Below are 23,285 nucleotides of genomic sequence, written 5' to 3'. Positions count from 1 at the left end.
GGGCCCCACGGGCTACGGTGCGGGGCAGTCCCCGGCCTCATGGCAGAGGTTCTCCTCCACCATGGCGAGCAGCCGGGTCAGCTCCGCGCGATCGGCCGGGCCGAGCCCCGCGAGGGTGTGCTCCTCAAGGTCCGACCAGGCGCCGCGCACCTCGTCGTGCAGGGCGCAGCTCTCGTCGGTCGCCTCGACCAGGACGGCCCTTCCGTCGTCCGGGTCGGGGCGGCGGCGCACGTGCCCGGCCTGTTCGAGGCGCTGGAGCATCTTGGTGACGGTGGAGGGGTCGAGGTCCATGGCCTTGATCAGCTCGGACTGACGGGCCGCTCCGGTCTCCCACAGATGCATCATCAGGAACTCCTGCCCCGGGTAGAGCCCGAGCCTCTTGAGCATCCGGCCCGCCGTGATCCTGTGCAGCCTGGCGACCCGTGAGACGGCATGGCTGACGGGGCCGCCGAGGGCCGCGCTCGGCAGCCCGACGATGCAGGCGGCATCGGCGGGAGTGGTGCTGTCGTCCTTCATCGGGGCTCCTCGGGCGGTGTCGCGGCCCGGTCGGTGGCGGGGTTCATGACGTCGTCGTGAACTTTACCTTGGTCGGCCAATTAATGGGTTACAGTGGCCGGGCACTCAATTACTTGGCCGACCATGTAAATGCCTCGGAGGCTTTCATGACCACCGCGTTCGATCCCGTCGATCTCTCCGGTACGCAGCTCTCCAACCGCATCGCCCTTGCGCCGATGACCCGTAGCCGGGCCGGTGAAGGGGGTACGGCCACCGACCTCACCGTCGAGTACTACACCCAGCGCGCCTCCGCCGGGCTGCTCATCACCGAGGGCATCCAGCCCTCCGTGGTGGGCCAGGGATATCCGTCCACCCCCGGCCTCCACAGCGCCGAACAGGTCGCCTCCTGGCGCAAGGTCACCGACTCCGTCCACGCGGCGGGCGGCCGGATCTTCGCCCAGGTCATGCACGCGGGCAGGATCGGCCACCCCGTCCTGCTGCCGGACGGACTCGTCCCCGTGGCGCCCTCCCCGGTCGCGGCACCCGGTCAGGTCCACACCCACGTGGGGCCCAAGGACTTCGTGGAGCCGCACGAACTCACCGACGCGGAGATCCGCGCGACCATCGGCGACTTCGTCACGGCCTCCCGCAACGCGATCGAAGCCGGCTTCGACGGAGTCGAGCTGCACGGCGCCAACGGCTACCTGATCCAGCAGTTCCTGGCCCCCAACACCAACCTGCGCACCGACGGGTGGGGCGGCTCGGACGAGGCCCGCATCCGCTTCGCCGTCGAGGTGGTCAAGGCGGTCGCCGCCGAGATCGGCGCCGAGCGCACCGCGCTGCGCATCTCGCCCGGGAACCCCTACAACGGCATCGAGGAGCCCGAGCCGGACGCCGTCTACACCGCACTGGTCGCGGCGCTCGAACCGCTCGGTCTGGCGTACCTCCACCTGCTGGAGCAGTCCGACACCCGCGAGCTGACGCTCGCGGTGCGGAAGCGGTTCACCGGAACCCTCGTCATCAACGTGTTCTCCGAGGGGCCGACCGGCCCCGAGCACCACACGGTGATCGACGACGGCGTCGCCGACATCATCGCCTACGGCGCGCTGTTCCTCGCCAACCCTGACCTGCCGGCCCGGCTGAAGGCCGGCGGTCCTTTCAACGCGCCGGACCCGTCGACCTTCTTCGGCGGCGACGCGAAGGGCTACACCGACTATCCGGCCCTGACGGCCTGAGGCGGCGCCCCGCCGAGTGCCGGGGCGTGGGCCCGTCCGGGGGTGGTGAATTTAGTAGCCATGGACATAGTAGCTATGTACTCTATTTGCCATGAGCAAGGGTTCACCCGGGCCCACGCCCGGTTTTCTGGTGTGGCGGCTGGCCAACAAGTGGCGCGTCGCGGTCGATCGCGCGCTGGCTCCGCTGGGTCTCACCCACGCGCAGTACGCGGTGGTCGCGTCGCTCCACGGCATGGGGCGCGCGGGGGAGCGGCCCAGCCAGCGCCGGCTCGCCGACCACACCGGCCTGGAGGCGCTGTACGTCTCGAAGCTGGCGCGCGCCCTGGAGTCGGCCGGTCTGATCGAGCGCACCCGCGACCCCCGCGACCCCCGCGCGGTGCAGCTGGCCCTCACCGAGCGGGGCCAGGCCGTCACGCGGCAGGCCGTCGCCGCGGTCCAGGAACTGCTCCAGCAGTTGCTGGAGCCGCTCGGCGGCCTCGACGACCCGCGGACACGCGCGTTCACCGACGAGCTGACGGCCCTGCTCGACGCACCTCTCGCTCCATCCGCAGCGAACGACGAGAGCACTCAGGGGACGACATCATGACCAGCACCGCATCCACCGCAACCGCACCCGCCGCCGACGCCCGCACCCTCGGGCTGGCCCACTACGCCGCCCGAGGCATCCTGGAACACGTCCTGGCGCGGCACGGCGCGACCTTCCAGCAGCAGATCACCCTGCGCGCCGCCGTGACCGCCGACACCCCGCGTACCGCGGACGAACTCGTCGCCCAGGTCCGGGGCTACCTCAAAGCCGATCCGGCCGGGATCCGCGTCACACTCGACGAACTGCTGGCCGAGAAGCTGCTCGTCGAGGACGGCGCGCACCTGCGCCCCACGGATGCGGGGCGGGAGCTGATCGCCGCCGTGGTCGCGGAGACCGCTCCCCTCACCGCCCGCGTCTGGGCCGGGATACCGTCCGAGGACCTGGCCGCCGCCGGCCGTGTCCTCGCCCTGGTCACCGAGCGCGCGGAAGCGGAGCTCGCGGCACTGACCGCCTGACCACCGGGCTCCGCGGGTCTACGCCGGATCGCGGCGCACCAGCTCCGTGGGCCTACGCCGAATCGCGGCGCACCAGCTCCGTGGGGAGGATCACCGCGGCCGGGTCCTCCCCACCGATCTGGGCCAGCAGTACCCGCACCATCTCGGCGCTGATCCGGTCCCACGGCTGGCGTACCGTGGTCAGCTCCGGCCGCCCCGCGAGAGCCGCCGGCGAGTCGTCGAAACCGCCGACCGCGACGTCCTGCGGCACCCGTCGGCCCCCTTGCTCCAAGGTGCTCAGCACCCCTTGCGCCATCAGGTCCGACGCGACGAACACCGCGTCCACGTCCGGCGCCCGCTCCAGCAGCAGCGCCGCCGCAGCCTCGCCGCCCGCGCGGCTGTAGTCGCCCGGCACGATCAGGGCCTCGTCGACGGGCAGCCCGCACTCGGCGAGCGTCTCGCGGTAACCGGCCAGCCGGTCCACCCCGCCCGGGGTGTCCAGCGGCCCGGTGACCGTGGCGATCCGGCGGCGCCCCGACTCGTACAGGAAACGCACCATGTCCCGGGCGCCGTTGCGGTCGTCCGCCGCCACGTAACTGACCCGCGAACCCTGCCCGAGCGGCTTCCCGCAGGCCACCAGCGGCACACCGGCCTCGTGCAGCTGGGCGGCGACCGGGTCGCCGGAGTGACTGGAGACCAGCAGCACCCCGTCCACGTGCCCGGCGATGTAGCGCATGTTGCGGCGGCGCTCCGCCTCCGTGCCCGCGATCATCAGCAGCAGCGGGATGTCGTGCGCGGCGAGCGCGGTGGTGCAGCCGCGCAGCAGCACATTGAAGTTCGGGTCCTCGAAGAAGCGTTCCTGGGGTTCGGTCAGCAGGAACGCCACCGAGTCGGAGCGTCCGGTGATCAGGGACCGGGCATGCCGGTTCACGGTGTAGCCGGTCCTGCGGATGGCGGACTGAACCGCTTCGAGCGCGGCCGGGCTGACGTTGTGACCGCCGTTGAGCACCCGGGAGACGGTGCCCCGGGAGACCCCGGCCTCCCGGGCGACGTCGTGGATCGTCGGCGGCCTGCGGCGTCCCGCGCCGTTCTGTTCTGTGCGGCTCATGAAGCATGATCTTTCATCAAGGGAAGCCCTGTTGAGGAGCTGTCAGGACTTTACGGCGCCGGAGAGCAGGTCCAGGCTCCAGAACCGCTGGATCGCGAGGAACAGGGCGATCAGCGGAATGATCGCCAGCAGCGCGCCGGTGATGACCAGCGTGTAGAGCGCCGGAGTGTTCGATCCCTGCTGGAGCAGCGTGTAGAGGCCCAGGGTGACCGGGAACTTCTCGTCGTCGCCGAGCATGATGTACGGCAGCAGGAAGTTGTTCCAGACCGCCACGAACTGGAACAGGAAGACCGTCACCAGCCCCGGCAGCATCATCGGCAGTGCGATGGTCCGGAAGATCCGCCACTCGCCGCCGCCGTCCATCCGCCCCGCCTCGATCACGTCGGCGGGTACGGCGGCGGCCGCGTAGATCCGGGCCAGGTAGACGCCGTACGGGGAGAGGATCAGCGGCAGCAGGACCGAGAGGTAGGAGTCGGTCATGTCCACCTCGGCCAGCAGCAGGTACTGCGGCACGGCCAGGATCACCGGAGGCATCAGCACCCCGGCGAGCAGGATGTTGAAGACGGTCTCCTTGCCGCGGAAGCGGTACACGGCCAGCGCGTACCCCGAGACCGCGGACACCGCGGTGGACAGCAGCGCGCCCACACCGGCGTAGAAGGCCGAGTTGGCCATCCACTTCCAGTACACCCCGTCGCGGTACTCGGTGAGATCGGAGACGTTGTCCGTGAAGCCGGAGCCGGGCAGGAAGGTGAAGGTGGAGAACAGCTCGCTGCCGGACTTCGTCGAGGCGACCAGGACCCAGGCGACGGGCAGCAGGCAGTAAAGGGCGCCGAGGAGCAGCGCGGCCGTGGGCAGGAGGGGGAAGCGCCGGCGGCCGGGGACGGCGAGGGGCTGGGTGCTCAACGGGAGTCTCCCTGCTTCGTACGGGAGTTGGCCGCCTTGAGGAAGCCGAAGGACAGGGCGAGGGTGGCGACGGCGATGACGACCGCCTGGGCCGCGGCCGCGTGGATGTCGTTGTTGACGAAGGCGTCCTGGTAGACCTTCATCAGCGGACTCCAGGTGGTGGAGAGGGAGTTGGTCAGCGGCTTCAGCGTGGTGGGCTCGCTGAAGACCTGGAGCGTCGCGATGATCGAGAAGAAGAAGGTCAGGATCAGTGACGGCGCCACCATCGGGATCTTGATCCGCAGCGCGATCTGCAGCTGCGAGCAGCCGTCGAGCCGCGCGGCCTCGAAGATCTCGGCGGGGATCGCCCGGAGCGAGGTGTAGATCACGATCATGTTGAAGCCGGTGCCGCCCCACACCGCGATGTTGGCCAGCGAGAGGTACAGCGGTCCGCCGTCCAGCAGATCGGGCTGCGGGAGCCCCGTCGCGTCGAGCAGGTACAGGAAGGGGCTGACGTCCGGCAGGTACAGGAAGCCCCACATCAGGGCGGCGATGACGCCCGGGATCGCGTACGGCAGGAAGATCGCCAGCCTGTTGAAGCCGCGCAGCCGGAGCCCGTCGGTGTCCAGCAGCAGGGCGAACAGCAGGGCCAGGCCGAGCATCACCGGGACGACGATCGCGCCGTAACCGAGGATGCGCAGTGCTCCGTGCAGCAGCTCCGGGTCGGTCAGCGCGTCCGTGTAGTTGGAGAGGCCGGCCCAGATCTCCTCGCGGGCGCCCTTGCCGAGGCCGAGTCCCTCGACCTCGGTCCTGCGGAAGCTGAGGTGGACGGCGTAGCCGATGGGCAGGGCGAAGAAGAGCAGGAACAGGACGGTGGCGGGAACCAGGAAGGCGTACGGGGCGCTCTTGACCCCGTATGCCTTCCTGCGGGGTGTACGTGTCACTCCGAGACCCCGAAGCCCTGCTTCTTCAGGTCCGCGACGGTGGCGTCCTGCATGGCGGTCAGCGCGGCGCCGAAGTCCGACCTGTTCTTGGCGGCCGCGGCGAAGTTGTCCTTGAAGGCGCTGTACGCGACGTTGACGTTCGGGCCCCAGGCGGCGGGCGCGGTGCCCTGGGCGATCTTGGCGGCCTCGGTGTAGAAGCCGGGCTGGTTCGAGAAGTAGTCCGGGGCCTTCGAGAGCGCGCCGCCGGTCTGCGCCGCCGTCGCGGCGGGGTAGATCCCGCCCTCCTTCACCAGCGCGGCGAGGGCCGCGGGGTCCGTGTTCAGCCACTTCGCGAAGGTGGCCGCGGCCTTCTTGTTCTTCGAGTCGTTGGTGACGGCGGTGGAGGAGCCGCCCCAGCTGCCGGTGACGTTCTCACCGGCGGTCCACTGGGGGAGCGGGGCCATCGCCCACTTGCCCTTCGTCTCGGGCGCGGCGGTGGTCAGGGTGCCGGGCGCCCAGACGGCGCTGACCCAGGCGACCTGCTTGCCGGTGTTGAGCGCCTTGTTCCAGGCGGGGGTGTACATCGGCTGGTTGTCGATGGCGCCCTCCTTGACCAGACCGCCCCAGAAGTCCGCGACCTTCTGCGTGGCCGGGTCGTCGATCGCGACCTTCCACTTGTCACCGCCGGTGGTCCACCACTTCGCGCCCGCCTGCTGGGCGAGGCCCGCGAAGAGGCCGGAGTCGTTCGAGGAGAAGGTGGTGAGGTCCTTGTCCGGCGCCTTCTTCTTCAGCGCGCGGGCGGTCCCGGCGAACTCGTCCCAGGTGGTGGGCACGGTCAGGCCGTACTGCTCGAAGAGGTCCTTGCGGTAGTAGAACATCAGCGGGCCGGAGTCCTGCGGCAGGGCGTACAGGGCGTCCGAGCCCAGCGTCGCCTGCTGCCAGACACCGGCGGCGAACTCGCCCTCGGCGTCGCCCGCCTCCTCGGATATGTCGGCGAGGACGTCATTGGAGACCAGGGTGGGGAGTGCCTGGTACTCGGCCTGTACGAGGTCGGGCGCCTTGCCGGCCTTCGCCGCCGTGATGATCTTGGTGACCAGGTCGTCGCCGGAGGCCTGCTTCTTCACCGTGACGGTGATGCCCGCTTCCTTGCCCGGGCCCTTGTTCCAGATGTCCGCGACCTTGTCCAGGCCGGGAGCCCACGCCCAGTAGGTCAGCGAGGCCGGACCCGAGGCGGCCGGCTCGTCACCGCCGTCGTCCGAGCCGCACCCCGAGAGCAGGGCGGTGGCGGCGAGAGCGGCGGCGGTGGACACCGCGACGGTGCGGTATTTCATGGTTTCTCCCCTGACGAGATGAACAGACGCATCGGCGGACTGGCCGGAAAGGCGCTGTGAGCGTTCACAGTAGAGAAACCAAACCGACACTTGTCAATGGTTGTTGCTGTGCGGTTATGTTGGCCCTGCGCCGCCGAGAGTGTGTGTGCACGTTCCCAGAAGTTGTCCCGAAGAGCCAGGAGCTGTCCATGCCGCACTCAGAATCCGCCCCCTACCCGGTCGGTCTGCACAAGCTGGCCTTCGGCGGCGACTACAACCCCGAGCAGTGGCCCGAAGAGGTCTGGCACGAGGACGTACGCCTGATGCGGGAGGCCGGCGTGACCATGGTCAGCGTCGGGATCTTCTCCTGGGCGCTGCTGGAACCGGAGCCGGGCACCTACGACTTCGGCTGGCTCGACCGCCTCCTGGACCTGCTGCACGTCAACGGCATCCGCGCCGACCTGGGCACCCCGACGGTCACCCCGCCGGCCTGGTTCTACCGCGCCCACCCCGAGGCCCTGCCCGTCAGCCGGGACGGGGTCCGCTACGCCTTCGGATCACGCGGCGCCATCTGCCACAGCTCCGCCCCCTACCGCGCGGCGGCCGCCGGCATCACCGAGCAGCTCGCCCGCCGCTACGGGAGCCACCCCGCCCTCGCGATGTGGCACGTCCACAACGAGTACGGCGTCCCCGTCAGCGCCTGCTACTGCGACAGCTGCGGTGCGCACTTCCGCCGCTGGCTCACCGACCGGCACGGCTCGGCCGAAGCGGTCAACGAGGCCTGGGGCACCGCCTTCTGGGGCCAGCGCTACCGGACGCTCGACGACATCGACCCGCCCCGCACCACCCCGACCGTCGGCAACCCGGCGCAGCAGCTGGACTACGCCCGCTTCGCCGACGCCACCATGCGGGAGAACTTCACCGCCGAACGCGACATCCTGCACCGGCTCGCCCCCGGCATCCCGGTCACCACCAACTTCATGACCGCACTCAGCCAGTGCGAATCCGTCGACTACTGGGCCTGGGGCCGCGAGGTCGACATCGTCTCCAACGACCACTACCTGATCACCGACGGCCGCCGCACCCACGTCAACCTCGCCATGGCCGCGGACCTCACCCGCTCGGTGGCCGGCGGCGCGCCCTGGCTGCTGCTGGAACACTCCACCAGCGGCGTCAACTGGCAGCCCCGCAACCCCGCCAAGCGCCCCGGCGAGATGGCCCGCAACAGCCTCGCCCACGTCGCCCGGGGCTCCGAGGGTGCGATGTTCTTCCAGTGGAGGCAGTCCCGGCGCGGCGCCGAGAAGTTCCACTCCGCGATGGTCCCGCACGCCGGCACCGACTCGCGGATCTGGCGCGAGGTGAGCGCGCTCGGCGCCGGGATCGGCCTGCTGGAAGGCATCCGGGGCACCCGGACCGTCGCCGACGTGGCGGTGCTGTGGGACTGGCAGTCCTGGTGGGCGCAGGGCCTGGAGTGGCGTCCGAGCGAGGAGCACGACGCCCGTGAGCGCGCCGACACCTTCTACGCCTCGCTCTACGACCGGCACCTCACAGTCGACTTCGCGCACCCCGACGCCGACCTCTCCCGCTACCCCCTGGTCGTCGTCCCCGCCCTCTACCTGGCCACCGAGGAGACCGGCCGCAACCTGCGGCGGTACGTCGAGAACGGCGGCACCCTCGTCGTCTCGTACTTCTCCGGCATCGTCGACACCGACGACGCGGTGCACCCCGGGGCCTACCCCGGCGCGCTCCGCGACGTACTCGGCCTGACGGTCGAGGAGTTCGCCCCGCTCGGTGTGGGCGGGACCGTCCGTCTGATCACCCCCGAGGGCGCCCCCGAGGGCCCGGAGCTGACCGGCGACCTCTGGTCGGACGTGGTGATCCCGCGCGGCGCGGAGACCGTCTGGTCGTACGCCGACGGCATCCCGGCCGGCCGGCCCGCAGTCACCCGCAACCGGCTCGGCGAGGGCACCGCCTGGTACATCTCCACCCGGCTCTCCGGCCCGGACCTGGACGCCGTCCTGGACCGTGCGGCCACCGACGCCGGTATCGAGCCCCGCACCGACCTGCCGTACGACGTCGAGGTGGTGCGCCGCACCGGTGAGAGCGGCACCTACCTGTTCGCCATCAACCACAGCGACGCCGACGCCGGAGTGGCGCTGGACGCCCCCGGCACCGAACTCCTCACCGGCGAGCCCGCCGTGGACAAGCTCGCCGTTCCGGCGGGCGCGGTCCGCGTCGTACGGCTCGACGGCTGAGGCGCACACCCGTAGCCCGCACAACTGTCGAAGGGACATCGACGATGTACGGAACGACGCACACCCGCGCGAAGGCGGCCGGGGCGGTGGCCGCGCTCTCCGGCCTCGTGTTCGCCGCGCTCCCCGCACAGACCGCCCACGCGGCCACCACCCCCGTCAACACCGGCTTCGAGTCAGGTGCGACCGGCTGGTCGACGTATTCGGCCGGCGGACAGAACGCCGCCTCCTTCACCGAGGCGGGCGGCCACGGCGGCAGCACCCGGCTCAGCCACTGGTCGGCCTCCGCGTACAAGGTGGAGACCTACCAGTATCTGAACGGCCTCACCGACGGCACGTACACGCTCAGCGCCTGGGTCCGCTCCGGCGGAGGCCAGAACTCCGCCTACATCGCCCTGCGCAACTGCGGTTCCGCCGAGCAGCGCACCGACCTGCCGCCCACCGCGGACGGCGCGTGGATCCGGCTCGTCACCTCCGTCAAGGTGACCGGCGGTGCCTGCACGATCAGCCTCAACTCCGACGCGCACGCGGGGGAGTGGGCCAACTTCGACGACATCACCTTCGCCAGGGGAAGCACGGGCCTGAGCGTCAGGGGCGGTGACCTCTCCACCCTCCCGAAGAACGAGGCGTACGGCGCGAAGTACACCGACGCGAGCGGCCGGGCCGGGGACGCCATGAGCATCCTCAAGAGCTCCGGCATGAACTACGTACGCCTCAAGGTGTGGGTGAACCCGGTCGACGGGTACAACGACAAGGCCCACGTCCTGGCCATGGCCAAGCGCGCCAAGGCCCTCGGCATGAAGACGATCGTCGACTTCCACTACTCCGACGCCTGGGCCGACCCCGGCAAGCAGAACAAGCCCGCCGCCTGGGCCGGACACAGCTACAGCCGTCTCCGCACGGACGTCTACGACCACACCTACGACGTGCTGAACGCGCTGAAGGCCCAGGGCACCACGGCCGACATGGTGCAGATAGGCAACGAGATCAACGGCGGGATGCTCTGGCCGGAGGGCTCCACCGACAACTGGTCCCAGCTGGCGGGCCTCATCACCTCCGGGGCGAACGCCGCCAAGGCGGTCTCCTCCGGCACGAAGGTGGTGCTGCACCTCGCCGAGGGCGGCGACAACGCGGGCACCCGCTGGTGGTTCGACAACGCCGTGGCGCAGAAGGTGCCGTTCGACGTCATCGCCCTCTCCTACTACGGCTACTGGCACGGCTCGCTGTCCGAGCTCCAGACCAACCTCGACGACGCGGCCTCCCGCTACGGGAAGCCGGTGCTGGTCGCCGAGACGGCCTACGCGCACACGCTCGCCGACGACGACGGCCTGGAGAACAACGTGGCCACCGCCGGCCAGCTGGTCACCGGCTATCCGGCGACCCCCGCCGGTCAGGCCGCGAACCTCCGGGACGTCATGAACGTCGTCGAGGCCGTCCCGAACGGCCGGGGGCTCGGCGCCGTGTACTGGGAGCCCGCGTGGACCGCCGCGAAGGGCAGCGGCTGGGACCCGGCCGATCCGGCCTCCGGCAACGCATGGGAGAACCAGGCGGTGTTCGACTACGACGGCAGGCTGCTCCCCGCGGCGGCCTGGTTCTCGCACAGGTAGCGGACCCGCCGGTCCGGGACGCCCGAGGCGGACCGGACCGGCGGTACCCGGCGGCGGGGAGACGCTCAGACGGGTCGTGCGCCCTCGATGTTGGCCACCATCGTGCGGAGCACCTTGAGCGCGGCCACGTACTCCGCGTCGCTGACGCCCCGGTGGACCTCGGCGCGGATACCGGTCGCCAGTTCACGGAGCCGCACCCGGGCGGCCTCCCCGTCGGCGGTGAGGGCCAGCCGGTCCCCCTCCTCGCCGAGCCAGCCGCGGTGGAGCAGCTGGTCGACGGCCCGGGAGATGTCCTGCGGTCCGTCGGCGAGGGGGGTGAGCTGGTCGACGACCTCCTCGCGGGTGGGCGCGGCGGGCCCGCCGCGCACCCGGTTCAGCACCCAGTACTGCGGCTGCGTGACGTCGATCCTGGCCATGGCGTCCCGCAGATGCCGGGTGACGGCCGTGTGGGCCAGTCCGCTCCAGTACCCGACGGGCTGTGTGGCCAGCGCGTCGTCGGTGACCGCCGGGTCTGCCGGCGCCTGGTCGGTGAGGGCGGTGCCGTTCGGCTGTTCCATGGCGGTGACGCTACCCGCGGACCCCGGCCTGGCTCCTCCGGGCCACGGCAACCGGCCGGGATGTGGCCGGTATCCGCCGTGTCGGTGTGGCCCACGGACCCGCGTACGGCTCACCGGGCCGGCGGCGCACCCTGCCACTTCCAGGACGTGACGCGGTCACGGCCCGTCAGGTCCGCGCGGCCGGTGCACCAGAGCAGCACGGTCCACCGGTCCTCGTCGTCCGGGGCGTCGGGGAAGAGCCGGGCCAGCACCCGGTCGCAGAGATCCCGGGGCGGGGTCCAGGAGACCGACAGGCCGGCGGCGACGTCGTGGGTGTGCACGAGGGTCTCCACGATGCCCATCGCGGCGAAGCCCTCGGGGTCGGACAGCCCGAACACATGGTGGGAGCGCACGTCCGAAGGGGTCGTACGCACCATCGCCGTCAGGAGGGCGCCGCTCGCCTCCAGTGTCTGGAGCAGCCCGGAAGTTCCGCCAGCCGGGTTCGCGAAGATCGAGTTCGCGGGGCCGCCCTCACGGTCGGGCGCGTACCGGAACGGCACCTCACCGTCCTGCGAGGGCCTGCGCCCACCCATCTGGACGGCGTACGCGAAGAGGTCGTCGCTCAGGTGCTCCACCGTCTCCCAGCAGTCCCAGCTCAACGTCCCCGCCGGGACGTGCCAGTCGTCCGTCGGGGACGCGGCGAGGGTGTCGACCGCCAGCCGTACGGCCAGGGTGACGTCGTCGGCGGTGACGGGCAGCCGGGTACCGGTCAGTGCGGCGCGTTCCCGCGCACCGCACTCCACGCAGAACTCGTTGCCCTCGGGATCGGCCATGGTCGCCCAGCCCCGGCCGTTCGGCCTCCGGTGGTCGGCGACCAGCGTGGCACCCATGGCGAGCAGCCGCTCGACCTCCTCGTCACGGGTGCGGTCCTCGGGGCGCAGGTCCAGATGGATGCGGTTCTTGGTGCTCTTGGGCTCGGGCACGGTGATGAAGAGCAGAGCGGCGCGGGGTGTCTCGACGAGCGCCTCGGGGTCACCGGGCTCGTCGTCGTCGGATACGGATGATCCGAGCACCTCGGCCCAGAAAACGGCCAGCTCGTAGGCGTCGGCGCAGTCGACGGTGATGTGCTGTACGAGGGATGTCATGGGCGCCACTGTCGCCGCTGATCCGCACCGAGGTCCAGTGGGTTGAGCGGCCGTGCGGAGCTCAGACGGCGGCTCGGACCACCGTCCGTGCCAGGTCGGTGCTTCCCGGCAGGGTGTCCAGCGGGAGCGGCTGTGCGGCCAGAACGCCCTCGTGCAGCACGAACAGCCGGGAGGCGACTGCGGCGGGGCCCGAGCAGCCCGCGGCGGTGGCGAGTCCCTCGAACAGGTCCAGCAGCCAGAGCTTCTGGTCCACGGCGATGCGGTGGGCGGGATGCGAGGGGTCCGGGAGTTCCGCCAGCGCGTTGACGAACGCGCACCCCCGGGTGTTGGTCCCGCTCCAGATCCGCAGTGCGTCGAACGGGGCCGTGACGGCCTCGACGGGGCTGTCACAGGCATCGACGGCGGCGCGGACCAGTGAGCGCCAGCGCTGGTCGCGTCCCGTGAGGTAGGCCGCCACCAGATGGTCCTTCGAGCCGAACTGGTTGTACAGGGTCCGCTTGGTCACCCCTGAGTGCTCGGCGATCAGATCCACACCGACCGCCGTGATGCCCCGGTCGTAGAAGAGCTCCTCGGCAGCCGCCAGGATGCGCCGGCCGGCCGGCGTCGTGGGCCGTGCTTCCTGCATGGGACGCCTCTTCACTGATCGGTGTACGGTGGAAGATGTTCACAGATCAGTATACCTGCGAGGAGGCAGAACGATGGGTGCGCCCGAGACCATGCGCGCGGTGCGGATCGCGGAGCACGGAGGTCCGGAGGTCCTCGAACCGGCGGAGGTGGCGGTCCCCGTCCCGCAGGCGGGAGAGGTGCTGGTCGAGGTCGGCGCGGTGGCGCTGAACAACACCGACCTCTGGACCCGGGAGGGCGCCTACGGCCGTCCGGGAGACCCGAAGGCACTGTCCGGCTGGCGCGGCCCGATCGGCTTCCCGCGCATCCAGGGCGCCGACGTGGCCGGCCGGGTCGTGGCGGTCGGCGCGGGCGTGGACGGGGGGCTCACCGGCCGCCGGGTGGTCGTCGATCCGGCGATCTACGACGGCGACGGACCGGATGCGAACCCGGTGGGCCTGATGGGGAGCGAACGGGACGGGGGTTACGCCGAGTACGTGACCGCGCCGGCGACGCGGGTGCACGACGTGACGGAATCCCCGCTCACGGACGATCAGCTCGCGACGCTGCCGACCGCCTACGGCACGGCGCTGGGCATGATCGAGCGGGGCCGGCTGACGCGGGGGGAGACCGTGCTGGTCTCGGGGGCGTCCGGCGGTGTCGGCATCGCGCTGATCCAGATCGCCCGTGCGCGCGGCGCGAAGGTGCTCGCCATCAGCAGCGGATCCAAGACCGGGGCGGTGCGCGACGCGGGCGCGCACGAAGTCCTCGACCGCGCGCGGGACATCCCCGAGCAGATCCGCGCCGCCGCCCCGGAGGGCATCGACGTCGCACTCGACGTCGTCGCCGGGGACCTGGTGGGTGAGGTGCTGCCACTGCTGCGCGAAGGCGGCCGATGGGTCGTCGCCGGCGCGCTCGGCGGCTACGACGTGACCTTCGACGTGCGCCGCCTCTACCTGCACAACGCGCAGGTGATCGGCTCCGCGATGCACACACCCACGCACTTCGGCCTACTCATGGACCTGGCTCGGCGCGGTGAGATCCAGCCCGTGATCGCCGCGACGTTCCCACTGGACCAGGCCGCCGAGGCGCAGGAGGAACTCGCCCGCAGGGGGCACGTGGGAAAGATCGTCATGCGCCCCTGAAGGGTGGGGGAGAGCCCCACCGCTCAGACCACACCGAACGCCCCTGCCTTGACGCCCGTCACGAAGGACGCGAAGGAGGCGGCGGGCAGGTTCAGGACGGGACCGCCGGGGTTCTTGGAGTCGCGGACGGGGACCGTGCCGCGCGGGACGGCGAGGCCGGTGGCGGCCTCGATGCAGTTGCCGCCGTTGTCGCTGTACGAGGACTTGATCCAACGGGGGGCTTCGGTCGTCACGGGGTGCCCTTTCGTGCCTCTTCGATCATGGCCACCGATGCTGCCTGGGACAGGGCTTCGGCCTGTAGTTGATGGTAGGCCGTCAAGAGAGGCAACACGGAGGGCACATCACGTTCCAGGTGTCCGCGGATCTGGGACTCCGCGTACGCGATCACGGACAGGTCCGGCAATGTGAGCAGGTTCATCGGGAGGTTGAACGGGCGACGCTCTCCTATGTCGTACGGAGCGATCTGGAGCACGATGTTGGGCAGCTCGGCGAGCTCCAGCAGCCGACCCAGTTGGGCGCCCATGAGCGTGTGTCCACCGACTCGCCTGCGGATACAGCTCTCGTCCATGACCACCAGCATCATCGGCGGACGGGGCCGGATCAGTGTCGCCTGCCGGTCCGCCAGGAACGTGACTCGCTCCGTTGCTTGCTCGGGCGTGATGGCTCCTCGTCGTACGGCGCTGTCGGCCAGACATCGCGCGTACTCCGGTGTCTGAAGCAGCCCGGGAATGATCCCGATCTCGTACAGCCGGATTTCAGCTGCTCGCCCCTCGTGCCCCACGTACTGGGGGAAGCCTTCCAACAGTGAGCCGTGTCGGATCTCGCGCCACTGACGCTCGAACGTGTCAGCACTGCCGCCAGTGCCGAAGGCAAGGTCGAGACTGCGCGAGAAACGAAGAGTCGGAACCTTGCGTCCAGTTTCAACGGCCGAAATATGCGTGCCGGAGTACCCCGTTCGTTCGGCTAGATCTTCCTGCTTCCAGCCTTGAGACTCTCGTGAGCTTCGGACACGTGCTCCGAAGGCAGCTTCTGGACTGCTCTCAGGGTCCAACTCCTTGCGGTTCACCGGCCTGTTGCCTTCTTTCCGTTCGCATCCAACAGGTTGAACGGATATCGACTCTAGGCCACGCTGAGGCGCCTTGGTAGTGAAACGACTACGGAGTGGAGTCGCGATGACTGGGGCATACACCCCCGCAAGCGGGCAAGAACCCCCACGCCCCCCAGCCCCCGGCACCCTCGTCGTGGACACCGCCCGTGATGACCGGGTGGGGGAGTTCCGAGGGGTCTCCGGCCCCCACTGGTCACTGCGCCCGGTCAGGGGCGGGACCGAATGGGAGGTGGACCCGGCCTGCGTACGGCTCGCGACGCCGATAGAGCGCCTCCGCGCGGAGAACGCGCGATGCAACGCCCGCAGCGAAGGGCGGTTCCTGTGAGCGGAGTCGACCCGCACCTCGCGCGCCAGGGCGACGACCCGTACATGTCGTTCCCTCTGAGGGCTCCGGAACCCGTGCCCGGGTGTCCCGAGTGTGAGCGGCTGGTGTGCGCCGAGAAGCTGGCCGACCAGCAGGGCGACCCGTCCGGGGCGACGGACGAGCGGGTCAGGCTCCGCGCGCACCTCGCGGGCGTACACGGTGCCCCGTCCCTCGGGCGGCAGCGCTGACGGTGGGCGATCCGGCGAGGCGCGGACCAGGTGCGCGGAGAACGCAGGAAGGGCGGGACGCGTGATGCGTCCCGCCCCACCTGACCGTCGTACGCCCTTACTTCACCGGGGTGAAGTCGCGGGCTCCGATGAATTCGGGCCGGCGGATGGGTGCGGCGAAGGGTTCCTGCGCGGTGTTGTCGATGCTGTTGAAGACGATGAAGACGTTGCTGCGGGCGTAGGGGGTGATGTTGTCCCCGGAGCCGTGCATGGCGTTGCAGTCGAACCAGGTCGCCGAGCCGGCCTTGCCGGTGAAGAGCTTGATGCCGTGGCGGTCGGCCATCTTGGTCAGCACTTCGTCGGAGGGGATCCCGGCGTCCTGCATCTGCAGGGACCGCTTGTAGTTGTCCTTCGGCGTCTCGCCCGCGCAGCCGACGAACGACTTGTGGGAGCCGGGCATGATCATCAGCCCGCCGTTGGTGTCGAAGTTCTCGGTCAGCGCGATCGAGACGGACACGGCCCGCATGTTGGGCAGGCCGTCCTCGGCGTGCCAGGTCTCGAAGTCGGAGTGCCAGTAGAAGCCGGAGGCTCCGAAGCCGGGCTTGACGTTGATCCTGGACTGGTGGACGTACACGTCGGAGCCCAGGATCTGGCGGGCCCGGCCCACGACGCGTTCGTCGCGGACCAGGTTCGCGAAGATCTCACTGAGCTTGTGGACCTCGAAGACGGAGCGCACGCTCTGCGACTTGGGCTCGATGATCGAGCGCTCGTCGGCGCGGACCAGCGGGTCGTCCACCAGACGGTCCAGTTCGGCGCGGTAGACGGCCACTTCGTCGGGGGTGACGAGCTGGTCGATGGCGAGGAAGCCGTCGTGCTCGAAGGACTGGAGGTCCTTCGCGGCGATCGGTCCCGGCGCGCCCGGCGCGGACCAGATGACCGGGTCCTGGCGGGGAGTGGTCATCTCGGCGGCGCCGCGCGAGGGGTACAGGTCGGCGCGTACATCGGTGGTCATGGTTCAGCCCTCCTCTGTCAGCAGCGGGTATACACCGTTCTCGTCATGGTCCTCCCGTCCGGTGACGGGGGGATTGAACACGCACACGCAGCGGAAGTCGGTCTTGGGCCGCAGCGTGTGCTTCTCGTGCCCGTTCAGCAGGTACATCGTCCCGGGGGAGATCCAGTGCGTCTCGCCGGTCTCGTCGTTGGTGAGCTCGGCCTCGCCCTCGGTGCACAGAACGGCCTCGATGTGGTTGGCGTACCACATCGACGTCTCCGTGCCCGCGTACAGCACGGTCTCGTGGAGCGAGAAGCCCACCTTCTCCTTGGCGAGCACGATGCGCTTGCTCTCCCAGGTACCTGAAGCGGACCTGACGTGCCGGTCGGTGTTCTCGATGTCACTGAAAGATCGGACGATCACGGTGGGATGGTGCCTTTCTCTTCTGTCCTGCTCTTGGTGCCTGGGCGGGGGTTTTGCCCCGTCTCAGGCGGTCTCGCGGACGGACCGGGCCAGCGTGCGCAGGCCCTCGTCCAGCTCTTCGGGGGTGACGGTCAGCGGCGGGAGCAGCTTCACGACCTCGGACTGCGGGCCTGATGTCTCCAGCAGCAGGCCCAGCTCGAAGGCCCGCTTGCAGACGGCGGACGCGCGCTCGGGGTCGGTGAACTCCAGGCCCCAGACCAGGCCGCGGCCACGGAACTGCGCGGTCTCCTCCTCGCCGCAGATCGCCAGCAGCGTCTGTTCGACCTGCTCGCCGCGGGCCAGGGTCTGCTTCTCCATCTGGCCGTCGGCCCAGTAGGCGTCGAGCGTGGCGGCGGCGGTGACGAAGGCCGGGTTGTTGCCCCGGAAGGTGCCGTTGTGCTCGCCGGGCTCCCAGACGTCCAGCTCGCCCTTGAAGAGGCACAGCGACATCGGCAGCCCGTAGCCGCTGATCGACTTCGACAGCGTCACGATGTCCGGGACGATGCCGGCCTCCTCGAAGGAGAAGAACCCGCCGGTCCGGCCGCAGCCCATCTGGATGTCGTCGACGATCAGGAGCATGTCCTGGCGGTGGCACAGGTCCTGGAGCGCACGGAGCCACTCGGCGCGGGCGACGTTGATGCCGCCCTCACCCTGCACCGTCTCCACGATCACGGCGGCGGGCTTGTTCAGCCCGGAACCCTGGTCCTCCAGAAGACGCTCGAACCACAGGAAGTCGGGGACCTGGCCGTCGAAGTAGTTGTCGAACGGCATCGGCGTGCCGTGCACCAGCGGGATGCCCGCGCCGGCACGCTTGAACGCGTTGCCGGTCACGGCCAGCGAACCCAGCGACATGCCGTGGAACGCGTTCGTGAACGAGACGACCGACTCACGGCCCTTGACCTTGCGGGCCAGCTTCAGCGCCGACTCGACCGCGTTCGTGCCCGTCGGGCCGGGGAACATCACCTTGTACGGCAGGTCACGCGGACGCAGGATCACGTTCTCGAACGTCTCCAGGAACGCCCGCTTGGCCGTCGTGGCCATGTCCAGGCCGTGGGTGATCCCGTCGCGCTCGATGTAGTCGATCAGCGCGCGTTTCAGCACCGGGTTGTTGTGCCCGTAGTTGAGCGATCCGGCACCGGCGAAGAAGTCCAGGTAGGAGTGTCCGTCCTCGTCCGTGAGCCGGGCACCCTGCGCGCGGTCGAACACCGCGGGCCAGCTGCGGCAGTAGCTCCGCACTTCCGACTCAAGGCTCTCGAAGACACTCAGGGCGGGCGGGGTGATGGTCACAGCTGATCTCCTGCTCGAGGGGGGTTGTGACGGGCGGCGCGGGTCAGGCATTGCCCAGGAAGCCGCGCCCGGGCGGGGCGCGGAGAAGTGTGAGGGGCCCTAGAACGGACCGATGCGGTAGAGCACCTCCGGCAGGTGCGGCCCGTCGGGGAACAGCGCCCCGTCGAAGAGCACCTCGTGCTCCAGCGGCACGTCGTGCCGCTGCGCGAAGGAGGTGAACAGCCGGTCGGAGGCGGTGTTGTCCGGGGTGATGGTCGTCTCGACCGATGTCAGGCCCTGGTCGGAGGCGACACGGGTGGTCAGCGCGTCCAGCAGAGTGGCCGCCAGTCCCTTGCCACGGTGGGCCCGGTCGACGGCCACCTGCCAGACGACGAGTGTCTCGGGGCGGTCGGGGCGGATGTATCCGGTCACGAAGGCGATCGGGTCGCCGTTCTCGTCGCGGGCGACCACGGAGGTCGCCGCGAAGTCACGGCACCACAGCAGGTAGCTGTACGAGGAGTTGAGGTCCAGGACCTCGGAGTCGCGGGCAATGCGCCAGATCGCGGCTCCGTCCTCCACTCGCGGGGTGTCGATACTGAGGAATTCGCTTCGGGCACGTGCAAAATCTGCTGGTGCGGCGGTCATGCGAATTGAATTTACCCAGCAAAAATCAAAATTGCATCGCCGTAAGGGGTTGGGTGAGCGAGCCTGCTGTGTTATCACGCGGGCGCGGACCGGCCTCGACGAGGGGAGAATTCCGCCCACTTGTCCTGAATTTAACACCCATAACGGACTCGATGTGGGGTCGGTCACATCGTTGTAACTCTCGTGACACCTGTTCGGATTGTGCGGATCCGCTTGCCGGGAACTGCCGTGTTTAGGTATGCGGAACGGGGGAAGAAGAATGCGGGGAGCTGCTCCCGGTAAAGCAGCTCCCCTTTTACTTCGAATAATTCGGCCGCGGTGGGGCCGTAATTCAATTCAGCTGTTCGGCCAGGTTTCCGCGACGGCCTTCCGGGCAGCATCGACATCGGTGTCCCGGCCCGCGTCCGCCAGCGCGGCTCCCAGGGCCGCCAGCGAGGACGACACCGCCTCCCGCGTCGCGTCCACGCCGTAGTGATTGACCCGGACCATCTCCTTCGACAGCGCACCGCCGCCCGCGATCAACGGCAGTGACGGGTCCGCCGCCAGGGCGTGCGCGACCAGTGCCGAGGCGTCCACACCGGCGGGTGTGCGAAGTGTCGTGGCGACCGGCGCCGCGTCACGGGCGTCGTGGACGTACGGCTCCAGCCCGCCGCCGAGGGCCGTGGCCCCCGCCCGGGTCGCCGCCGCCGCCGAGGCGTGCCGCGCCATGACCGTGTCCAGGCCGTCCGCCTCGATCCGCTCCAGACACGCGTCGAGCGCCAGCATCTCCAGCTGGGCCGGAGCGTGCGGCAGCGCCTTCCGGCCGCCGTCGATCCAGCGCGCCTTCCAGTCGAGCAGTGAGAGGTAGGACTGGCGCGGCGCCTTCGGGTTGGCGGCCATCCGCTCCCACGCCCGCGCGCTCACCGACACCGCGGACACCCCCGCCGGGCCACCCATGGCCTTCTGCGCGCCGATGACGCACAGGTCCACTCCCCACTCGTCCACCAGCAGCGGCTCCGCACCCACGGACGCCACGGCGTCCACCATGAACAGCGCGCCGTGCGCCCGGACGACCTCACCGATCTCCGCGACCGGATTTGTGTTGCCGGTCGCCGCCTCGGCGTGCACCAGCGACACGAAGTCGATCTCCGGGTGCCCGGCCAGCGCCTCCCGGACCTGCTCGGCGGTGACCGCGGAGTGGAACGGGACCGCCAGGTCCACGACCTCCGCGCCGCAGTCGCGCAGCCAGTTGCCGAAGGTCTGGCCGTACGGCCCGGTGACGACGTTCAGCGCGGTCGAACCGGGCAGGGCGCCGCCCCGGATGCAGCCTTCGAGGGGCAGCAGCGCCTCGCCCTGCATGATGACGACGTCCTGCTCGGTGGAGAGGAGGGCGGCCACCCGCCGCTCGATAGCCGCGAAGTGCGCGGCGGTGAGCGGGGCGAGGTCGAGGAATGGGTGTGTCACGGTGGTGCTCTCTTCGGGTCGGCCGGTGCGCGGTCAGCGCCTGGGTCGAGGGTACCCAGCGCCCCTCAGGGCCCCTGGGGGCTCTCGGCGGAGCCTCGTACAGTGCTGCCATGAGTGATCACGAGGTGGCGCCGGTGCTGCGGATCAAGGGGCGGGTACTCGTCGGGCCCGACGAGGTGAGGGACGGGCTCTGGGCGGTCGACGGGCGGATCACCTATGAGAGGCCGCCGGGCGCGGAAGACGCCGTGACGCTCACCGGATGGGTGCTGCCCGGCCTCGTGGACGCGCACTGCCATGTCGGCCTCGGCCACCAGGGGCCCGTGGACGCCGCGACCAGCGAGAAGCAGGCCCTCACGGACCGGGAGGCCGGCACACTGCTCATCCGGGACGCCGGATCACCCTCCGACACCCGGTGGGTGGACGACCGTGAAGACCTGCCGAAGATCATCAGGGCCGGCCGGCACATCGCCAGGACCCGTCGTTACATCCGCAACTTCGCCCATGAGATCGAGCCCGGTGACCTCGTCGCCTACGTCGCCCAGGAGGCGCGGCGCGGTGACGGCTGGGTGAAGCTGGTGGGCGACTGGATCGACCGTGACGCCGGGGACCTGACCGCCTGCTGGCCGCGCGGCGAGGTCGAGGCCGCGATCGCCGAGGCACACCGGCTGGGCGCCCGGGTCACCGCGCACTGCTTCGCCGAGGACGCGCTGCGGGACCTGGTCGAAGCCGGGATCGACTGCATCGAGCACGCGACGGGGCTGACCGAGGACACCATTCCGCTCTTCGCGGAGCGCGGCGTGGCGATCGTACCCACCCTGGTCAACATCGCAACCTTCCCCGCTCTCGCGGCGGGAGGCGAGTCCAAGTTCCCCCGCTGGTCCGCTCATATGCGACAGCTCCACGAGGACCGGTACGACACCGTCCGCGCGGCGTACGACGCGGGGATCCCGGTCTTCACCGGCACGGACGCGGGCGGTTCGCTGGCCCACGGTCTGATCGCGGCGGAGGTGGCCGAGCTGGTGAAGGCGGGCATCCCGCCCGTCGACGCCCTGTCCGCGACGGCCTGGGGCGCGCGGCGGTGGCTCGGCCGGCCGGTCCTGGAGGAGGGGGCCCCGGCGGACCTGGTGATGTACGACGAGGACCCGAGGGCGGACGTGGGGGTGCTGGCGTCCCCTCGGAGAGTGGTGCTCAACGGGCGGGTGATGAGCTGATCGCCGGTTGACCTCGTGACGGGCGCCGTGTTGACCGGCGGTGACCTTGGGCCCCGCATCTCGTTGAAGCACCTCCGTGTGTCCTCGGGGGCGTCCGGTGGGCCGCGCACGGCGTGAAACGGGTGATTCCGAGGAACTCCTGTGCCGGTGGATTCGAATGTGCACACGGAAACCCCTCTTTGGGGTGAACTGGCTGAAGGTATCCGCCAGTTCACTCTCTGTGCGTAAAGATTCACGGAGTCGAGGCCGCCGGTGCCCGCGATGTCCCCCATTGGACGGCGCCGGCGGCTCCATGTCTCTTGTGGGGGTTCCACCATCTTGAACAGCAACACCTTCCGTTCGGCCGCCCTGGCGATCGCCGCCGCTCCCGTCGCCCTGCTCGTCGCCGTCCCCGCGCAGGCAGCCACCGCGACGACTCCGGCCACTCCGGCAGGCGGCCACGGAAAGGCGAGCGCTGTCGTGCTCCGCGCCGGGCTCGACGTCTCGCTCCTGAACAAGTCGGTCCAGGTGCCGCTCAGGGCCACGCTCAACGAGGTGCACGCTCCGGCGAGCGCGGAGAAGACCGCGCTCAGTGTGGAGCTCGACGGCGTCGAGAAGGGCCGCGCCGTCCACGTCCTGAAGGCCGACGTGGCCACGGCGAACGCCACGGTGGACCGGCACAGGGCAGAGGGCCGCTCCAACCTCGCCGAGGCCAGGGTGCACGTGCCGGGGCTGCCGATGCTCTCGCTGATCGAGGTCCAGGAGGTCACCTCCGAGGCGGTGTGCGAGGTGGGCCACAAGCCGGTCGCGGAGTCGAATGTGCTGGGCCATGTGACGGTGCTCGGCAAGAGGATCCGGCTCACCTCGGGCGGCACGACGGAGGTCGAGGTGCCGGGCGTGGGTGACGTGACGCTCGACCTGTCGAAGACCGCGACGACCACGCGGACGGCGGCCGCGACGGCGTTGCGGCTGCGGGTGTCCTTGAACCCGCTCAAGCTGAACGTCGCCGAGGTGGAGGGCGAGGTCACGCTGGCCGAAGCGACGTGCGAGACGCCCAAGGGCGGCGGTTCGGGCAGTGGCGGGTCCGAGAACGGCGGTTCGGGCAGCGGCGGTTCGGAGAACGGCGGCGCATCCACCGGCGGCGACACCGGTTCCGGCGACTCGAACGGCACCGGCGACTCGAACGGCACCGGCGGCAAGGAGAAGCCCGTCGACGTGAAGCCGCAGACCGGATCCGACCCGGTCGAGGCCTCCGGCGCAGGAGACCTCGCCGAGACCGGATCCAGCTCCTCGACCCCGTACATCGCGGGTGCCGCGGCAGTCCTGCTGGCGGCCGGCGCCGGCGCCACGGTCATCGCCCGCAGGCGGGCCCGGGGCTGATCACCTCC

The 23,285-nt window shown here is 70.2% G+C and carries 25 protein-coding genes; 10 read left to right on the top strand and 15 right to left on the bottom strand.

Annotated features, from left to right (window positions below):
* Positions 1-12: 12 nt before the first annotated feature.
* Positions 13-516 (bottom strand): MarR family winged helix-turn-helix transcriptional regulator, encoded by a 504-nt coding sequence (locus tag HED23_RS24055; RefSeq protein ID WP_203185463.1) that lies wholly within the window; start codon positions 514-516, stop codon positions 13-15.
* Between the two features lie 146 nt (positions 517-662).
* Here HED23_RS24055 and HED23_RS24050 point away from each other — a divergent pair, with 146 nt between their 5' ends.
* The 3 genes from HED23_RS24050 to HED23_RS24040 all read left to right on the top strand — a co-directional run bounded on the left by HED23_RS24050 (position 663) and on the right by HED23_RS24040 (position 2,771).
* Positions 663-1,730 carry an alkene reductase gene (locus tag HED23_RS24050; protein ID WP_203185462.1) on the top strand — a complete coding sequence of 356 codons (1,068 nt, stop codon included), beginning with the start codon at positions 663-665 and terminating at the stop codon, positions 1,728-1,730.
* A gap of 91 nt (positions 1,731-1,821) precedes the next feature.
* Positions 1,822-2,316, top strand: coding sequence for a MarR family winged helix-turn-helix transcriptional regulator (locus HED23_RS24045; RefSeq protein ID WP_203185461.1), 495 nt, complete (start codon positions 1,822-1,824; stop codon positions 2,314-2,316).
* On the top strand, positions 2,313-2,771 hold the full coding sequence (locus HED23_RS24040; RefSeq protein WP_203185460.1) for a MarR family transcriptional regulator: 459 nt from the start codon (positions 2,313-2,315) through the stop codon (positions 2,769-2,771). Before HED23_RS24045 ends, HED23_RS24040 begins: the two co-directional genes overlap by 4 nt.
* A 52-nt stretch (positions 2,772-2,823) precedes the next feature.
* Here the strand turns inward: HED23_RS24040 and HED23_RS24035 are convergent, their stop codons facing one another.
* The 4 genes from HED23_RS24035 to HED23_RS24020 are packed head-to-tail and all read right to left on the bottom strand — an operon-like array spanning position 2,824 to position 6,994.
* Positions 2,824-3,858, bottom strand: a complete 1,035-nt coding sequence (locus HED23_RS24035) for a LacI family DNA-binding transcriptional regulator (protein WP_203185459.1) — start codon at positions 3,856-3,858, stop codon at positions 2,824-2,826.
* Between the two features lie 42 nt (positions 3,859-3,900).
* Entirely contained in the window at positions 3,901-4,761 is an 861-nt protein-coding gene (locus HED23_RS24030; RefSeq protein WP_203185458.1) for a carbohydrate ABC transporter permease, read from the bottom strand.
* A complete protein-coding gene (locus HED23_RS24025) occupies positions 4,758-5,684 on the bottom strand; it encodes a carbohydrate ABC transporter permease (protein ID WP_203185457.1) in 927 nt (308 codons plus the stop codon). The genes HED23_RS24030 and HED23_RS24025 overlap by 4 nt, the downstream gene beginning before the upstream one ends.
* On the bottom strand, positions 5,681-6,994 hold the full coding sequence (locus tag HED23_RS24020; protein ID WP_203185456.1) for an extracellular solute-binding protein: 1,314 nt from the start codon (positions 6,992-6,994) through the stop codon (positions 5,681-5,683). Before HED23_RS24020 ends, HED23_RS24025 begins: the two co-directional genes overlap by 4 nt.
* Before the next feature lie 188 nt (positions 6,995-7,182).
* Between HED23_RS24020 and HED23_RS24015 the strand changes: the two genes are divergently transcribed.
* Positions 7,183-9,228, top strand: coding sequence for a beta-galactosidase (locus HED23_RS24015; protein ID WP_203185455.1), 2,046 nt, complete (start codon positions 7,183-7,185; stop codon positions 9,226-9,228).
* Positions 9,229-9,272: 44 nt separating this feature from the next.
* On the top strand, positions 9,273-10,832 hold the full coding sequence (locus HED23_RS24010; protein WP_203185454.1) for a glycoside hydrolase family 53 protein: 1,560 nt from the start codon (positions 9,273-9,275) through the stop codon (positions 10,830-10,832).
* Between the two features lie 65 nt (positions 10,833-10,897).
* Here HED23_RS24010 and HED23_RS24005 read toward each other — a convergent pair whose 3' ends face one another.
* From HED23_RS24005 to HED23_RS23995, 3 genes are all read right to left on the bottom strand, one after another.
* Complete coding sequence (locus HED23_RS24005; protein ID WP_203185453.1) at positions 10,898-11,389, bottom strand: MarR family winged helix-turn-helix transcriptional regulator; 492 nt, start codon at positions 11,387-11,389, stop codon at positions 10,898-10,900.
* Positions 11,390-11,499: 110 nt separating this feature from the next.
* Positions 11,500-12,513, bottom strand: a complete 1,014-nt coding sequence (locus tag HED23_RS24000; RefSeq protein WP_203185452.1) for a VOC family protein — start codon at positions 12,511-12,513, stop codon at positions 11,500-11,502.
* Between the two features lie 61 nt (positions 12,514-12,574).
* Positions 12,575-13,138 carry a TetR/AcrR family transcriptional regulator gene (locus HED23_RS23995; protein ID WP_203185451.1) on the bottom strand — a complete coding sequence of 188 codons (564 nt, stop codon included), beginning with the start codon at positions 13,136-13,138 and terminating at the stop codon, positions 12,575-12,577.
* A gap of 73 nt (positions 13,139-13,211) precedes the next feature.
* On the opposite strand from HED23_RS23995, the gene HED23_RS23990 reads away from it, so the two are divergent.
* Positions 13,212-14,261: a zinc-binding dehydrogenase gene (locus HED23_RS23990; protein ID WP_203185450.1), complete on the top strand. Its 1,050-nt coding sequence runs from the start codon at positions 13,212-13,214 to the stop codon at positions 14,259-14,261.
* A 23-nt stretch (positions 14,262-14,284) separates the two neighbouring features.
* On the opposite strand, the gene HED23_RS23985 is transcribed toward HED23_RS23990, so the two are convergent.
* Both HED23_RS23985 and HED23_RS23980 read right to left on the bottom strand, forming a co-directional pair.
* The gene (locus HED23_RS23985) at positions 14,285-14,494 is read right to left on the bottom strand and encodes a DUF397 domain-containing protein (RefSeq protein WP_203185449.1); all 210 of its coding nucleotides are present in this window, start codon (positions 14,492-14,494) and stop codon (positions 14,285-14,287) included.
* The gene (locus tag HED23_RS23980; protein WP_203185448.1) at positions 14,491-15,327 is read right to left on the bottom strand and encodes a helix-turn-helix domain-containing protein; all 837 of its coding nucleotides are present in this window, start codon (positions 15,325-15,327) and stop codon (positions 14,491-14,493) included. Before HED23_RS23980 ends, HED23_RS23985 begins: the two co-directional genes overlap by 4 nt.
* A 106-nt stretch (positions 15,328-15,433) precedes the next feature.
* Here HED23_RS23980 and HED23_RS23975 point away from each other — a divergent pair, with 106 nt between their 5' ends.
* Both HED23_RS23975 and HED23_RS23970 read left to right on the top strand, forming a co-directional pair.
* Positions 15,434-15,694 carry a hypothetical protein gene (locus tag HED23_RS23975; protein ID WP_203185447.1) on the top strand — a complete coding sequence of 87 codons (261 nt, stop codon included), beginning with the start codon at positions 15,434-15,436 and terminating at the stop codon, positions 15,692-15,694.
* Positions 15,691-15,921, top strand: coding sequence for a hypothetical protein (locus HED23_RS23970; protein WP_203185446.1), 231 nt, complete (start codon positions 15,691-15,693; stop codon positions 15,919-15,921). Before HED23_RS23975 ends, HED23_RS23970 begins: the two co-directional genes overlap by 4 nt.
* A gap of 97 nt (positions 15,922-16,018) precedes the next feature.
* Here HED23_RS23970 and thpD read toward each other — a convergent pair whose 3' ends face one another.
* The 5 genes from thpD to HED23_RS23945 form a co-directional block, all read right to left on the bottom strand.
* Positions 16,019-16,912 (bottom strand): ectoine hydroxylase, encoded by an 894-nt coding sequence (thpD, locus tag HED23_RS23965; protein WP_203185445.1) that lies wholly within the window; start codon positions 16,910-16,912, stop codon positions 16,019-16,021.
* 3 nt (positions 16,913-16,915) lie between these two features.
* A complete protein-coding gene (locus tag HED23_RS23960) occupies positions 16,916-17,314 on the bottom strand; it encodes an ectoine synthase (protein WP_203185444.1) in 399 nt (132 codons plus the stop codon).
* Positions 17,315-17,377: 63 nt separating this feature from the next.
* A complete protein-coding gene (ectB, locus tag HED23_RS23955; protein WP_203185443.1) occupies positions 17,378-18,640 on the bottom strand; it encodes a diaminobutyrate--2-oxoglutarate transaminase in 1,263 nt (420 codons plus the stop codon).
* Between the two features lie 99 nt (positions 18,641-18,739).
* The gene (ectA, locus tag HED23_RS23950; protein WP_203185442.1) at positions 18,740-19,264 is read right to left on the bottom strand and encodes a diaminobutyrate acetyltransferase; all 525 of its coding nucleotides are present in this window, start codon (positions 19,262-19,264) and stop codon (positions 18,740-18,742) included.
* Between the two features lie 336 nt (positions 19,265-19,600).
* Positions 19,601-20,707 carry a pyridoxal-phosphate-dependent aminotransferase family protein gene (locus HED23_RS23945; RefSeq protein WP_203185441.1) on the bottom strand — a complete coding sequence of 369 codons (1,107 nt, stop codon included), beginning with the start codon at positions 20,705-20,707 and terminating at the stop codon, positions 19,601-19,603.
* Positions 20,708-20,817: 110 nt separating this feature from the next.
* Between HED23_RS23945 and HED23_RS23940 the strand changes: the two genes are divergently transcribed.
* Positions 20,818-21,918 (top strand): amidohydrolase family protein, encoded by a 1,101-nt coding sequence (locus HED23_RS23940; RefSeq protein ID WP_203185440.1) that lies wholly within the window; start codon positions 20,818-20,820, stop codon positions 21,916-21,918.
* A gap of 318 nt (positions 21,919-22,236) precedes the next feature.
* On the top strand, positions 22,237-23,277 hold the full coding sequence (locus tag HED23_RS23935; protein WP_203185439.1) for an SCO1860 family LAETG-anchored protein: 1,041 nt from the start codon (positions 22,237-22,239) through the stop codon (positions 23,275-23,277).
* Positions 23,278-23,285 lie beyond the last annotated feature (8 nt).

The sequence above is a fragment of the Streptomyces pratensis genome (genome assembly GCF_016804005.1).
GTDB lineage: Bacteria > Actinomycetota > Actinomycetes > Streptomycetales > Streptomycetaceae > Streptomyces > Streptomyces pratensis_A.
Note: the sequence above shows the minus strand (reverse complement) of the source record. Positions and strands in the feature narration are given on the sequence as shown.